This window comes from Paenibacillus hemerocallicola (genome assembly GCF_006265175.1).
Taxonomy (GTDB): domain Bacteria; phylum Bacillota; class Bacilli; order Paenibacillales; family NBRC-103111; genus Paenibacillus_AB; species Paenibacillus_AB hemerocallicola.
Window position 1 is genome coordinate 1 of sequence record NZ_VDCQ01000084.1, and the last position, 13,746, is coordinate 13,746.

Consider the following 13,746-nt stretch of genomic DNA (forward strand, 5'->3'; position numbering starts at 1 on the left):
TCCACGCCACCCGATTCGACCGCCCAGTCGCACCAGGATAGCGCTGAAATCGGCACTATGCGCGATCCGAGCATACCGTTTTCGCGGAATAAGGTTGGTTTCAGCGCTATATTCTCCACGCCACCCGATTCGACCGCCCAGTCGCACCAGGATAGTGCTGAAATCGGCACTATGCGCGATCCGAGCATACTGTTTTCGCGGAATAAGGTTGGTTTCAGCGCTATAAGTAAGCGCTCCGCAATTTCGTACTGCCAGCACCGGGCGACCTCCACCTTCCCGTCCGTGCGCCGAATTTCGGCGACGGGAACGGTGTTGCAGCACGTTGAACTAACCTGACGCGCCTTCTTTCACCGGCACGCCTGGAAACGGGACGCAAAAGAGGCCGCCCGCTCCGGGCAGCCTCCATACAACTCTTATTGCTCGAGCACCGCTTCGAACCCGACCTCGAACATCCGGCTCCACGGCAAGTGGACATCCTCGATCCGGACACGGCCGGGACAGCCTTCCTGAACGTATTGCGCAAAAAACTGCTCGAGCTTCTCGCGAATGACGGCATATACTTCCGCCTGCACGTGAGTCAGCTCATAGTAGCTTGCCCCAAGCTTCGGCAGCTCGTTATGGATGACGTCCTTGCGGACGATCGCCTGATAGCCCCAATCCTCGATAAGACGGAAATAATAATAGGCGCGGCTCCGGTTCAACCGTTCCGCCGAATCGTCCCCGCGGCCGCGATAATACGACTCGATCACCGCATGGGAAACGACGGTTCCCATCGTATTGCCCGACGTATTCCAGGCCGCATACGCCGCGATTTCGTGCAACAGCCCGCTGGCGCTGACCAGCTTCATGAAAGGATGATCCGAGCCGTTGCTTACGGCGACGTCCGCGAGAGCGACCATGTGTCCTTCGCGAATGTAATGTCGGATCGCCTGTACGAACTCCTTCGTATTCACCTCCGAGAAATACGAACGGTGGCGCTGGCCGTATGGAGTCGAGCACTCGGCCATTTCCTTCTGGCCGACAGGCGGCGAGTTCGTCATCAGGATGAAGTCGGTGCCGCAGGAGTTGTCGTGCGAGACCGCGCCTGCCGCCGTCAAGTGATATTTGATGCTTTCCCCGAGCGACCTGTCCTCGTATTTCGGAACGACAAACGGCCCATGAACCGAGGAATAGCGGACGAACGCTTTCGGCGTATACTGCTTCGCTTCGCAAAACGCCCGGGCAAACAGCGTACAGCCGATTTCGTCGGCGCCCGGGTAGATCATGATTTTGTCGCCGAGGTCAAGCTCTTCCGCCAACAGCGACAGCTTTCTTTGCTCGAGCGGGCTGAAGCCGTATTTGGAGTTGTCGTCGAGCGGGATGATCAGAAAATCGATTACGCCGTCTCGGACAAGCTTCATCGTCTCCGCATTGACGTAAGCGTTCGTTTTGCGGCGGGTCAGGAAATCGTCCAGCACGCTCTGCGGGATGGTCGCCAATAACGATTCGAGACGGGCCGTCTCGTCCGCATCCAGCGCCTCCTGCTCGGCCTTGTCCTTCAGCCAGCCGTACGTGTACAGCTCGTTGCCGAAATCCGCATAATAATCCGGCTCTTCCTCCGAGCTGGAATAGGCGGGAACGCGAGTGATCAGGTTGAAGGCGTATATGCGCAATCGCGGATTCGATTGTTTCAGCCGGGCCAGAACTCCGAGACGCTCCTTGCACGCCGCTTCCGATGTATGATGAAGACGGGAAGGCACGATCCCTCCGTGAACGAGCATATCGATCGAGACGATCAGCGCGTCGGCTTCCGATGCGGCACCGACCAGCCAATCGCGGACCGCATCCGTGTCGGCAGGCGTCTTTTTGCGGCCCAGCAGTCCGATTTCCGGCACTTGCAGCTCAAGGTCGGTCATGGACGCCAAATACAACGGATAGCGATAATTGCAAGGTCTTTCATCTAGCGGGACATATACGATCTTGTGCATGGTTTCTCTCCCCGTGGCATGAAGTAATAGAGCTTATTTCCATTTTGTTTTATATACTTTGGAGAATAACTCCATTCTATCACGAACCCGGCCGTTTGGAAAAGCAAAATTCGGCAGGAAAGAGACACAACCTCTCCGGTAAAAAACGTCGTCAGCATAGTTCGCCTCCAGACGCGCATGCATGGCATGACCGACGGAGGCTCGGCGCCTTTGCCGACGACCGGCAGACCGCGAATCGATAAAATAACGGAACTGGCGTATCTTATTGACACGGTTACGCGTGTCGATGACAACATAACGGAAATCGGCTCCGCTATTCCACTGTTCATCCTCATTTTCGCCCCGAAAGCTCCAAAATAACGGAAATGTGTGCCGTTATATTCGGAGACGTATCCAAATATGGAACAATAACGGAAATCGGTTCCTCTATAGTCGGCAGCATATTGCTCCCGCCTCATCGACAGCCCTCCAGGTCGTATGCGGATTATGCGGATGCATTAAAAAGCCGTCCCCAATAAGGGACGGCTGCGCTTGATTTATTTTTTGTTTTGCGACAGCAGCATTTGCACCTGAATGTCCAGCTGCTTCTCCAGCGAGATGAGATCGCCCGCGGCGAACTGATCGATATCCAGCTTGTAGACGCGGTTGTTTTTGACGGCGGGGAGGTCCTTCCACAGCTCGCTATTCATGATGTCCGCGGCGCGCTTATCCCCTCCGTCAGCGGCATACACCGTAACGAACATATGATCCGCGGCATGCTGCGGCAGTACTTCGAGCGACATGTCCAGACCGGAGCCGCCTTTCTCGAATATATATTTCTTCAACGATTCCGGTGGCGAGTAGCCCAGACTCGCGTACAGATTGCGCGTCCCTCTCCCGAAGCTCTGGCTGACCGCCCAGAAGCTTTTCGCCCATATTTCGTAAACGCCTACGGTTTCGTCGGGCCCGATGACGCCGGCCAGCTTTTGCTTCGCTTCGGCCGCCTTCGCTTCGAACCGCTTGATCGCCGCTTCGGCCTCGGCCTTCTTTCCTACCATTTCGCCGAAATCTCGAAGCTCGTCCATGACATCCTTCTGCCCCCAAGGCACGACGATCGTTGGAGCGATCTTGGAAAACTGCTCGTAGTTTTTGTCCGATGGCCGTATGATCAAGTCCGGCTCCAGCAGCGCGATTTTCTCCAAGGCAACGGAATCGTCCCCGATATCCGCTATCCCTTCCGTCCTATCCTTCAGGAAATATTGCTTCAAGCTCGCGGAGCCCGCTCCGACCGGCTTCACGCCCAACGTCAGCAAATGACCGAGGTATTGCGTGGCGACGATCCGTTTCGGCTCGACCGGAATTTCGATGTCCCCTTTCACCGTTTTGTAAAGGCGGGTTTTGGGCTTGTCTGTCGTCCGGGCGGCCTCGGCCGCACCTTGCCCCGCGCTTTTCGCCCCCGATGCGGCATTCACGGCTTCGTCTTGCTTGCTCGCGCAAGCGGCGAGCATTACGGCCAACAACGCGGCGGCCAAACCGGCGAATAGGACTCGTTTCAAATATGGCATGTCTTCCCCTCCAGACAACATTGATAATCATTATCAATATAATCGTAACAACAGCCGGAGATTGCGTCTATTTCCGAATATAAGATTTGGCATGGACTATTGTATGATGGTCCGAAAGCTTGCCGATCAGCATTGCCGCCGCAGCAGCCGGGTCTGGACGGTCAGCTGCTTCTCGATGGATAGCGGGTCGTTCCAAACGAACGTGTCGAGATCAATATCGTATATTCGGTTATTGCGCACCGCGTCCAAGCCTCTCCACTGCTCGCTCTCCATCAACCGCTTCGCCTGCTTCTCGCCGCCATGCTCTTTCCAGACGCTGACAAACATATGATCCGCGGCATATTGCGGCAAACGATCGAACGGAATCTCCTTGCCCGGACCTTTCCCCAGCACGTGTTCGGCCAACGTCTGCGGAGGCGAGTAGCCAAGCGTCTTGTATAGATTTCTCGTTCCGCGGCCATAGCCGATATTGACCGCCCATATGCGGTCGCCCCATATTTCGTATACGGCGACGGATTCCCTTTTTCCTACGATCCCCGCCACCTCCCGGCGAGCCCGTTCCTCCTTCTCGCAAAATCCGGCGATCCAAGCCTCGGCTTCGTTCCGCCTGTCCAGCAGCTCGCCGATATACTCGAGCTCCCGCAGCGTATCAAGCCGCCCCCACGGTATCGCTATCGTCGTGGCGATTTGCGACAAATGCTCGTGCTGTTCGCGTATCGTCAAGATCAGGTCCGGTTCGAGTCCGGCGATTTTGGGTAATGATACCGGTATTCCTACATCCCGAATTCCCGATGTTATTGGGGACAGCGCAAAGGGCGACAGCTGCTTGGCCGTCGTTCCCGCCGGAGTTAGTCCCAACGCGAGAATATGTCCGAGGTACTGCAGGCATACGATCTTCTTCGGCTTCTTGATATAGGCGGTAGGCGACAAACCGACCATCTGTTTGAATTTGCGGCTCAAATAGAGACCGTCCGCATATCCGACCGTATGCGCAATTTGATTCAGCGTGCTTTTGGAGACGAGCAGCTGTTCCTTCGCTTTGGCGATGCGCACCCGTGCCAAATAGTCGGCGAACGTACAACCCGTCACTTTTCTGAACACGGACGAGAAATATTCCGGCGTGAGCCCGCACCTATGAGACAATAACTCGCGGTAATATCCTCCCGATAGTTGTCCCGGATGTAAGAGACGGCTTCGCGAATGCGCCGCTCCGAATCGTATTCGTCGCCATTGGACGGATTGCTCGCCAAATGATGCAGAACGTTCATGAATAAGGAGTCGGCCTGAAAGCTCATCCCCTCGTTCACGCCGGCATGCCGCCATGCTTTTACAAGTTGGGCAGCCGATGCGGATATCGTACGGGAAAATCGGGTTTCGATCTGCCCGGTTTCCTTATAATCGGACGTTTCCTTAACGAGCGTTTGCCGCCCGTCCGAGTCCTCCTCCGCCACCTTCCATATTTCGAAGGCGATGGCATGCCATTTCAGTCTGCTGCCGCAAACACGGTGAATTTCCAGACAAGCGCGCGGATTCAGGAATACGACGGAATCGGGATTCAGCTTGCAGGCCCTGCCTTCGATATACGCTTCCGCGCTTCCTGAAGCGACGACGATCAGCATGTACGAGGCGGACATTTCCTTGACCGGCAGCTCTTCGGGAACCGCTTCGCTGGATCCGGCTCTCATAAGCCGGTATACTTTAGAATGGATACGATCCACTATGGTTTTCTCCCCCGTCTGACGCGTTGCCGTCAATAAAAGCTTTACCCTTATTATATTGATAACCGTTCTCAGTATCAATCGCCGCGTATTCCGCTTGTTCGCGATGGGCATATTGCTGGATAGGACCGGAAAGGAGAATTTTGTCATGAGGCTATCACGATCTTTGTTCGCGCTGGCGCTGTCGGCAACGCTCCTATTGGGAGCCGCCGGTTGTGCCAAGGATACACGACAGCAAACAAACGAGCCTCCCTCCGATTCGAAAATCGAACGGGATCCGCTCTGGGTGAAAATAGAGGAAATGCCGCTCAAACAGAAGCTGGGGCAAATGATTATAGCCGGAGTGGAAGGGACGGACATCGACGAGCATACGAGAAGCCTGATCGTCGACGATCGCATCGGGGGATTTATTTTATACAAACCGAATATCGAATCGACCGAGCAAACGGTCGCCCTGCTGAACGGGCTGAAGGAAGCGAACCGCTCCAATCCCGTACCGCTGCTGCTTAGCGTAGACCAGGAGGGCGGCAGAGTGAACCGGCTGCCGTCATCGTTCGCCGCCATCCCGTCCAGCCGGGACATCGGGAAATCGGGCAGCGTTCAAAAGGCGCGCGCATTCGGCGAAGCGATCGGGGAACAGCTCCGCGCCTTCGGCTTCAACATGAATTTCGCTCCCGTACTCGACGTCGACAGCAATCCGGACAATCCGGTGATCGGCAGCCGTTCGTTCGGCTCGACCGCATCCGTCGCAAGCTCATTCGGCATCGAGGAGATGCTCGGCCTCCGGTCGAAAGGGGTCATCCCCGTCGTCAAGCATTTTCCCGGACATGGCGACACGTCCGTCGACTCCCACCTTGAATTGCCCGTCGTGGACAAGACGCCCGAGCAGCTGCGGAAATTGGAGCTCGTACCATTCTCCGAGGCGATTCGCTCGAAAGCGGATGCCGTCATGATCGCGCATATTTTACTGCCGAAAATCGACCCGGACTCTCCGTCCTCGATGTCGTCCAAGGTCATTACCGGCCTGCTGCGCGGCGAGCTGGGCTACGATGGAATCGTCATGACCGACGACATGACGATGGGAGCGATCGTGAAGCATATGGACGTGGGCTCCGCAGCCGTCCGATCCGTCAAGGCCGGAAGCGACATCATACTGGTAGCGCACGAATACGGGCAGGTGAAAAAGGCGATCGACTCGCTCGTACAAGCGGCCGAATCCGGCACGATTCCGAAGGAGCAAATCGATCGGAGCGTTTACCGGATTTTATCTCTAAAGGAACGCTATAGCTTGAAGGACACCCCGTCCGGTCCGGTGGACGTGGAGAAAATCAACTCCGCGTTGAAGGCGGCTGCGGGCAAGTGAGCAGCAGCTTGCCAGGGACGTTAAGGTTCAAATCGGCGCTATACTTGCCTCGGGGGCAGCTTTTCGAGCGGATAGTGCTCTTTTGAACCTTATTTCCATCTCGCGGTGTCACACCGGCCGCTGTTTGCCTCCATAAGAAAAAGCGGCAAGCCAACGCTCGCCGCTGTTATATGCTTATTGCCGATCATCACCGCTTATGGACGGTCAGCATGTATTGCTGCACCGTGCCCAACGCTTCCGTAAACCGGATCAGCTCCTCTTTCGTCATGTTGTCGAAACTTTGCAGCAATCCGTTTACGCCGGCCTCACTAATCCATTGCTCCAGCTCCAAGGTCAGTTCGCGCATTCCCGGTTCATTCATAGCCTTGTTCCTCCATTGTCGATGAATAGTAGCTGCGTGCAATACGGTACTCGTCATTAGCCTCCCTCATACTCTCGCAAACTGCGCTTCCAACGGCGGCGATCCGCCCGAAAAAAGAAAAACCGCCCAAAATCGGGCAGTGATCGCCAAAATAAACGGAAATCACCTCAATTTCGGCAACCCAGCCGCCTTAGGAAATCCATTAGGCCTGCAGCTTTGCGTCCCTACCTTTCGATAGGTTTGCCATTTGTCGATCTTAGTGAAAACTTGTCATATTCGAATCGATTTCATTATAGCATGACTACTTATAAAAAAGAACTACCTCCACCAAATTAAATAGGCATAAAGACCTATCCGATTCATTGCCGTCATATTCTGAAAAAAGCGTCGCGTCCGTCCACGATCGACCGGGAGGATACGAACAGGAACGTTTGCTTGATGCCGGCAAACTCCTGAACATATTCCGTCAGCGCCTCGTACGCCTGATAGTAAGGGAACAGCATGTAGGCGGAATCCGGTCCGTCCGCCTTCAGCAGCTCGGGCCTCAACGCCTTAAGCATGAGCCCTGACGGAATTTTCTTTCCTTGCATGACCCGCTCCTGCAGTCGGACCGTCAAATCGATCGCCCGGATCAGACGCGCGCGTTCCGGACAGGACAAATCCGCCTTCTGCAAAGCTTTCACCAAATCCCGTACCCTCTCGAGCATCGTCTCGTACGTACGGAACAAATGACCGGGCTCGAAGGAGTCCTTCCGGTTCAGCCAGCGATCTTCCCGGATCAGGCCGGATATTTCCTTGCCCGATTCCACATAGCTCCGAACCTCTTCGATTTGCATGCGCATTTGCGGCTTATATGGAGTCATTCGGCTGGACATCAGGTCGTACTGGACATAATAAAGCATCGTGCGGAGCATGCTTTCCGATTTCACCAGCAGCACTTCCTCCCGTTCCCGGTGAACCGGCTTGCGGATCAAATTGACTGCCGTTCCGACCAGCATGCCGATAATGACGAGCATCAGCTGATGATAGGCAGCGTTGCCGTGCAGCTCGTCGGACGTGCCGACCGTGTTCACGGCGACGATTACGGCGAGCGTCAACGATGCGGTTTTACGCAGACGGACGTGAATCGCCATGACGAGCAGCGACACGCCCGCGATGACGATGGAATAATCCCCGATAAATAGTGCGGCTCCGATACCGAGCAGAGCGGCGAAGAGAGCGCTGGCCAGATGGGATAGCGTATGCTTTAGCGACCGATACACGGAAGGCTGGACGGCGAGCATCGAGATGATGCCCGCGAAGTGATCCGGCTCCAATTTCAGCAGACGGGCGATCGAGATGCTGATCGCGATAGCAATGACGGTTTTGATAACACGAAGTCCGACCAACATAAAGAATCTCCACCTTTCCGTTTTATGTTATATATCATAACACAAGGAGGAGTGGAGATGCGTATTTTTTATGTTAATGTCATTTTATTTGACGTATACATAACACAAAACTCAAACTCTCTCGATACCGCGCCCCAATTGCCTTACGGCAAGAAAGCCGATTCCCCCGATACAGCATAGAACTGCCGCCAACCGGAACAACGTATCGAAGCCGGAATGGTCGATCAGCCAGCCGCCGAAATTGCTCGCGATCAAGATGGCCAAATTCGTATACACCATGCTGAACAAGGTCTGGGCCGTCGTCTTCCAGCCTTCCGGACATAAATCATTGGCGTATTGAACGCCCGCGGCGTAGAACAAGGCGAACGTTATTCCTTGCAGCGGTTGGGTAAGCAGAAGCACCCCCATAGGCGGGTCGAACGACACGATGCATAGGCGAAGCGCGGCGGCAAAAGCTGCCAGAGCCAGCATCCTCCGGTAACCGAACCGTTCGGAGAAGCGGGCGGCAAAAATAAAAAACGGCAGCTCGGACAGCGCCGACACGGCGGTCAGCCAGCCGATTTTCTCCGAAACGTTGCCGCCCGTCGTGCCGAGATAGACGGAGAAAAACACGCTGAAGCTTTGCGTGCCGCACGCGACAAGCAGAACGAGCAGCAAAAAAACGGAAAATTCCTTTTTCTTCAGCAGCTTGCCTACATCGCGCCACGAGGCGTTTCTTCTAACCCCGCCCTTCTCCAGCAGCATGGCGATTCCGACCACGATGACCATCATCGACATATAGACGACGAACATATGCTCGATGCCGATATGCGAATAAATAATGCCGATCGGCGAAACCGTCAGGGCGAATCCGATCGAGCCCCATACCCGGGCGGCCCCGTACGTTTGCCGGTGCTTTTGCGCATGTGCTACCGCAATGGCGTCGGACAGCGGAACCATCGGAGAATTGAAGATAGCCAGCACTACGGCCGTCGCGGCGTAAAAACCGAATCCTCCGCCCGTCGAATATCCGAAGGCGATGGCCGGAGTCATCAAGCCGCACAGCATGAGTACCGCTTTCTCGATGCCGTGTCTATCGCACAGCAGCCCCCATACCGGCTGAACGAAAAGGGCCACCAACGGTCCGATCGCATACAGCGCCCCGATTTGCTGGCTGGTCAAGCCCGCTTCCCTCAGCCAATAGCCGAGGAACGGCGAATAGGAGGCCGCGGCGGCAAAGAAGAAAAAATAGTAAACATGCGGCGCGTAAGGCTGCAATCGATTCATGCTGTTCAGCTCCCGTTCGGTGTCCAAAGGCCAAATCGTACCTGTCCCGCTTACGGTGTCTAAGATATCACGCTTGTTCGCGGCGCGTCAATCCGTACGGACGCGGCAAGCAAATGATGCGCCAAACGTTCTGTTCCGCGACGAAATATGCTATGCTTGAGTTTACAATACAAATATAATAAGGAACCGAATCCAATGAATCTATTGACCGCAGAACGACTCAGCAAAAGCTTCGGCATGAAAAAGCTGTTCGAGCAAGTATCCTTCAGCGTAAACGAAGGGGAGAAAATCGGACTGATCGGCATTAACGGCACCGGCAAATCGACGCTGCTGAAAGTGATAGCCGGAGCGGAGCAGCCCGACGAAGGGACGATTTCGATTCGCAACGGCATTTCGGTCGAATATTTGCCGCAAAATCCGCCGATGGACGACGATGCTACCGTATTGGGCCACATCTTCAGCGGGCGCTCCCCGCTTATGCAGCTGCTCCGCGACTATGAGCAGGCGATCGGACAGCTCGAGCGCGGAGAGGACAGCCCCGCGCTGCAGAAGCGGCTGCTCGAGCTGAGCGGACGGATGGATGCGGCCGACGCATGGCAAGTGGAGAACGAAGCGAAACGGATATTGGCAAAGCTCGGTATCGACGATTTCGAGGCCCGCATGGGAACGCTGTCCGGGGGCAAGCGCAAACGGGTCGCACTCGCCGGCGCGCTTATTCGCCCTGCGGATATTGTGATTTTGGACGAGCCGACGAACCATATCGATACCGATACCGTCGATTGGCTGGAGCAGCATTTATCCAAGTCCAAATCGGCGTTGCTCATGATTACGCATGACCGCTATTTCCTCGACCGGGTCGCCCAGCGCATCGTCGAGCTTGACGGCGGCAAGCTGTATGGCTACACGGGCAGCTACAGCGTTTACCTCGAGCAGAAGGCCGAAAGAATGGCGCAGCAGCAAGCGTCGGAGGACAAGCGCCAAAATTTGTTCCGCCGCGAGCTGGCTTGGATCCGGCGTGGAGCCAAGGCGCGCTCGACGAAGCAAAAGGCGCGGATCGAACGGTTCGAGAAGCTGCAGGATGCCGCGCCAGATGCGGCGGCGCAGGATATGGACATAGCGCTGTCGGGCGCAAGGCTCGGGAAAAAGGTGATCGAGCTGCACGACGTCTCCAAACGGTACGGAGAGCGCGAAATTATACGCTCCTTCAGCTATATCGTGCAGAGGGACGATCGGATCGGCATCGTCGGACCGAACGGAGCGGGCAAATCCACGCTGCTTAAGCTGATCGCGGGCTCGCTGACGCCGGACTCCGGACGGCTCGACATCGGCTCCACGGTCAAAATCGGCATGTTCTCGCAAGAAAACGAAGAGCTGAACGAATCGTTGCGGGTGATCGAATATATCCGCGAAGCGTCGGAGCAAGTACGCACGTCGGACGGCGAGCTGATCAGCGCCTCGCAAATGCTGGAGCGGTTCTTGTTCCCTCCGTCGGCGCAATGGACCCCGATCGCCAATTTGTCCGGAGGCGAGAAGCGGCGGCTGTTCTTGCTGCGCATCTTGATGGAAGGGCCGAACGTGCTGCTGCTGGACGAGCCGACGAACGATCTCGATATTCAAACGCTGACCGTTCTGGAGGATTATTTGGATCGGTTCCAGGGCGCGGTCCTCGTCGTCTCCCATGACCGCTACTTCCTGGACCGGACCGTCGATTCGCTGCTCGTCGCCGAAGGAAACGGCGAAATATCGCATCACGCCGGCAATTTCTCGGAATACCGGGAACGCCTGAAGGAGACGGAGGCGGCTTCGCTTTCCGTCAAGGAGAAGAAAGCGGCCGCCCCTTCCGCCGATTCGGCCTCCGATAATCGCTCCAGGGAGAAAGCGTTGAAATTCTCGTTCAAGGAACAGAAGGAATACGGGGAAATCGACGACCTGATCGCACGGGCGGAGCGTGACGTCCAGGAAATCGAGGAAGCGATCGCGAATGCCGGCACCGATTACGAAGCGCTCTCCAAGCTGACCTCCCGGCATCAGGAGCTCGAAGCGGCACTGGAAAGCTTGTTGGAGCGTTGGACGTACTTGACCGAGCTGGCCGAACGGATAGAGCGGCAGAAGAACGGATAAATCCCCTTGTACGGTTGGAGGGACGGCCATGGAGCAACCGGCTTTTTACAAACGCGGCTCTATCGGAACCTATAGTGAAGAATGGCACGATGTCGGCTTCCACCAGAACACGACGCTCGAAATCGAAATCGTCCTCGAAGGACGCGGCTTGTTCGAATGGCCGGAGCGCAAGGCGTTCATCGAGACCGGTCATGTCGTCATCATACCGCCGGGCATTTCGCACCGGTTCGCCGCCGTGACGAAGGTCCGGTTCGGAGTGCTTCACCTGCAAGGAATGCCGCCCGCACTCAGGGAGGTCGCCGACAAGCTTGCCCGCGGGTATGGGCAGCCGCGAATTTACGCCTTATCCCGTATCGACCGCGACCGCTTCGAGAAGCTGTTCCGGGAATGGCTGCGCGTGCTCGCTTCTCCTCTGAAGGAGCCGCAGCGGACTCATGCCGTATGGGCGGAGCTGCTGCTGCTCTACTTGTACGAGCATTCCCAGACGGACTTGCAGGCGATGACGATCACGAAGGCCGCCGACTTTCTCCGGGAAAACTTGCGCCAGAACGTTCAGGTGGCCGATCTGGCCGAGCTGACCGGACTTACGGTAGCCGGATTCCGTCGCACCTTCGAGAAAATGTACCGGCTCAGCCCGAAGCAGTACCAGCAGCAATGCCGGATGCAGGAAGCCAAATGGCTGCTCAGCGCGACCGACAAGGACATGAATGAAATCGCCGAGCAGGTCGGCTTTCATCGGCTCCATTCGTTCTCCCAATGGTTCAAATGCGCGGAGGGCACCTCCCCTTCCCTGTGGCGCAAACGCCAAAAAACGATGCACGACCTCGACGTCCAGTCGTAGCCGTCCGCATTCATCCGTTTCCATTCGAAGACACCCGGGCAGGGTGTCTTTTTGCGTAAATTCCCGTTCCATTTCGATAAATACTTTTCCGGACATTTCCACTATTGTTGTTCGTGTAGCGTAACGTTTCGCCAAAAAAATACGAAGCAAGCTTGGGAGGAATCCGCATGAACAAGGTGAAAATCGGATTTATCGGCGTCGGCGGCATGGCCGAGAATCACATCAAGAAGCTGCAAAAAATCGAGCAGGCGGAGCTTACGGCGATATACGATATTAACGCCGAGCGCGCCAAGCAGGTCGCGGATACGTATGGTGCGGAAGTGTTTGCGAGCGACCGGCAGATGATGGATTCGGGCAAGGTGGATGCACTGTTCGTCTGCACGCCCCCGTTTGCCAGGGGAACCGTCGAGGAGGAGGCCGCGGCCAAAGGCATCCATCTGCTGTCGGAAAAGCCGGTCGCGCTGGATAAAGAAACGGCAAGGCGCATCAGCCGCGCGATCGATCAAGCCGGAATTATCAATTCGTCCGGCTACTGCTTGCGATACTTGGAGACGGTGCAAAAGGCGAAGAGCTACCTGGAGGGGAAGAAGATCGACATGGTGCTCTCGTATCGGATCGGCGGCCTGCCTCCGATGAAATGGTGGGCCCAGCAGGATAAATCCGGCGGACAAGTGGTCGAGCAAGCGACGCATCAGGTCGATCTTCTCCGCTATTTGGCAGGCGAATTCGATACGGTCCAATCGTTGACCGCCCAACGCGGGATTCGGCAACTCGATCCGGACGCCACCATTTCGGACGTAGGGGTTACGTCGTTTACGTTGCGTTCCGGCGCGATCGGCTCGTTTGTCAATTCGTGCATCTCCCCTCATTTCGGACGAGGCGACGTAGAGCTGTTCGGACAAGATTTTTATTTGTCCATTAAAGGAAATTCGCTTACGATCCATGACGCCGGGCAGAAGCTGAACGAGAAATGCGAGACGGACTTCTATTTGGAGCAGGACCGCGCATTCGTGGAGGCGGTACGTACCGGCCGCCAAGACCTTGTGCTGGGGAGCTACGCCGAAGCGGTCGCGACGCTAGAAGCGACGCTTGCATTCAACGAAGCGGCGGAGAGCGGAAGTACGGCAACCGTCCGATAACGAATAACTACATATACCAGGGAGAGTGATAGCGC

12 protein-coding genes and 1 riboswitch are annotated in these 13,746 nt (G+C 56.0%); of the genes, 4 read left to right on the plus strand and 8 right to left on the minus strand.

What is annotated here, in order from left to right; translation table 11 throughout:
- The 5 genes from FE784_RS41685 to FE784_RS41335 form a co-directional block, all read right to left on the minus strand.
- Positions 1-272: hypothetical protein (locus FE784_RS41685; RefSeq protein ID WP_218103865.1), on the minus strand; the 272-nt coding region annotated here is incomplete at its 3' end.
- A gap of 141 nt (positions 273-413) precedes the next feature.
- Positions 414-1,967 (minus strand): DUF4127 family protein, encoded by a 1,554-nt coding sequence (locus tag FE784_RS35975; protein WP_139607072.1) that lies wholly within the window; start codon positions 1,965-1,967, stop codon positions 414-416.
- 536 nt (positions 1,968-2,503) lie between these two features.
- Complete coding sequence (locus FE784_RS35980; protein WP_139607073.1) at positions 2,504-3,511, minus strand: ABC transporter substrate-binding protein; 1,008 nt, start codon at positions 3,509-3,511, stop codon at positions 2,504-2,506.
- 126 nt (positions 3,512-3,637) lie between these two features.
- Positions 3,638-4,612 carry an ABC transporter substrate-binding protein gene (locus tag FE784_RS35985; protein ID WP_176706759.1) on the minus strand — a complete coding sequence of 325 codons (975 nt, stop codon included), beginning with the start codon at positions 4,610-4,612 and terminating at the stop codon, positions 3,638-3,640.
- Positions 4,597-5,229 (minus strand): hypothetical protein, encoded by a 633-nt coding sequence (locus FE784_RS41335; protein WP_176706760.1) that lies wholly within the window; start codon positions 5,227-5,229, stop codon positions 4,597-4,599. The genes FE784_RS35985 and FE784_RS41335 overlap by 16 nt, the downstream gene beginning before the upstream one ends.
- Before the next feature lie 148 nt (positions 5,230-5,377).
- On the opposite strand from FE784_RS41335, the gene nagZ reads away from it, so the two are divergent.
- On the plus strand, positions 5,378-6,592 hold the full coding sequence (gene nagZ, locus FE784_RS35990; RefSeq protein ID WP_139607075.1) for a beta-N-acetylhexosaminidase: 1,215 nt from the start codon (positions 5,378-5,380) through the stop codon (positions 6,590-6,592).
- A gap of 187 nt (positions 6,593-6,779) precedes the next feature.
- Here the strand turns inward: nagZ and FE784_RS41340 are convergent, their stop codons facing one another.
- From FE784_RS41340 to FE784_RS36000, 3 genes are all read right to left on the minus strand, one after another.
- Positions 6,780-6,953 carry a hypothetical protein gene (locus FE784_RS41340; protein ID WP_176706761.1) on the minus strand — a complete coding sequence of 58 codons (174 nt, stop codon included), beginning with the start codon at positions 6,951-6,953 and terminating at the stop codon, positions 6,780-6,782.
- A 172-nt stretch (positions 6,954-7,125) separates the two neighbouring features.
- Positions 7,126-7,208, minus strand: a riboswitch (cyclic di-GMP riboswitch).
- 113 nt (positions 7,209-7,321) lie between these two features.
- On the minus strand, positions 7,322-8,344 hold the full coding sequence (locus FE784_RS35995; RefSeq protein ID WP_139607076.1) for an aromatic acid exporter family protein: 1,023 nt from the start codon (positions 8,342-8,344) through the stop codon (positions 7,322-7,324).
- A gap of 111 nt (positions 8,345-8,455) precedes the next feature.
- Positions 8,456-9,610, minus strand: coding sequence for an MFS transporter (locus FE784_RS36000; protein WP_139607077.1), 1,155 nt, complete (start codon positions 9,608-9,610; stop codon positions 8,456-8,458).
- Positions 9,611-9,805: 195 nt separating this feature from the next.
- Here FE784_RS36000 and FE784_RS36005 point away from each other — a divergent pair, with 195 nt between their 5' ends.
- The 3 genes from FE784_RS36005 to FE784_RS36015 all read left to right on the plus strand — a co-directional run bounded on the left by FE784_RS36005 (position 9,806) and on the right by FE784_RS36015 (position 13,711).
- The gene (locus tag FE784_RS36005) at positions 9,806-11,731 is read left to right on the plus strand and encodes an ABC-F family ATP-binding cassette domain-containing protein (protein ID WP_139607078.1); all 1,926 of its coding nucleotides are present in this window, start codon (positions 9,806-9,808) and stop codon (positions 11,729-11,731) included.
- A gap of 28 nt (positions 11,732-11,759) precedes the next feature.
- On the plus strand, positions 11,760-12,572 hold the full coding sequence (locus FE784_RS36010; protein WP_139607079.1) for a helix-turn-helix domain-containing protein: 813 nt from the start codon (positions 11,760-11,762) through the stop codon (positions 12,570-12,572).
- 167 nt (positions 12,573-12,739) lie between these two features.
- On the plus strand, positions 12,740-13,711 hold the full coding sequence (locus FE784_RS36015) for a Gfo/Idh/MocA family protein (RefSeq protein WP_139607080.1): 972 nt from the start codon (positions 12,740-12,742) through the stop codon (positions 13,709-13,711).
- Positions 13,712-13,746: the final 35 nt, after the last annotated feature.

What these genes read in the sequence shown, in the direction of transcription:
- nagZ (WP_139607075.1), top strand. Translation starts at nt 5,378, where the DNA reads ATGAGGCTATCACGATCTTTGTTCGCGCTGGCGCTGTCGGCAACGCTC.
- FE784_RS41340 (WP_176706761.1), bottom strand. Translation starts at nt 6,953, where the DNA reads ATGAATGAACCGGGAATGCGCGAACTGACCTTGGAGCTGGAGCAATGG.
- FE784_RS35995 (WP_139607076.1), bottom strand. Translation starts at nt 8,344, where the DNA reads ATGTTGGTCGGACTTCGTGTTATCAAAACCGTCATTGCTATCGCGATC.
- FE784_RS35980 (WP_139607073.1), bottom strand. Translation starts at nt 3,511, where the DNA reads ATGCCATATTTGAAACGAGTCCTATTCGCCGGTTTGGCCGCCGCGTTG.
- FE784_RS36000 (WP_139607077.1), bottom strand. Translation starts at nt 9,610, where the DNA reads ATGAATCGATTGCAGCCTTACGCGCCGCATGTTTACTATTTTTTCTTC.
- FE784_RS36005 (WP_139607078.1), top strand. Translation starts at nt 9,806, where the DNA reads ATGAATCTATTGACCGCAGAACGACTCAGCAAAAGCTTCGGCATGAAA.
- FE784_RS36015 (WP_139607080.1), top strand. Translation starts at nt 12,740, where the DNA reads ATGAACAAGGTGAAAATCGGATTTATCGGCGTCGGCGGCATGGCCGAG.
- FE784_RS35975 (WP_139607072.1), bottom strand. Translation starts at nt 1,967, where the DNA reads ATGCACAAGATCGTATATGTCCCGCTAGATGAAAGACCTTGCAATTAT.
- FE784_RS36010 (WP_139607079.1), top strand. Translation starts at nt 11,760, where the DNA reads ATGGAGCAACCGGCTTTTTACAAACGCGGCTCTATCGGAACCTATAGT.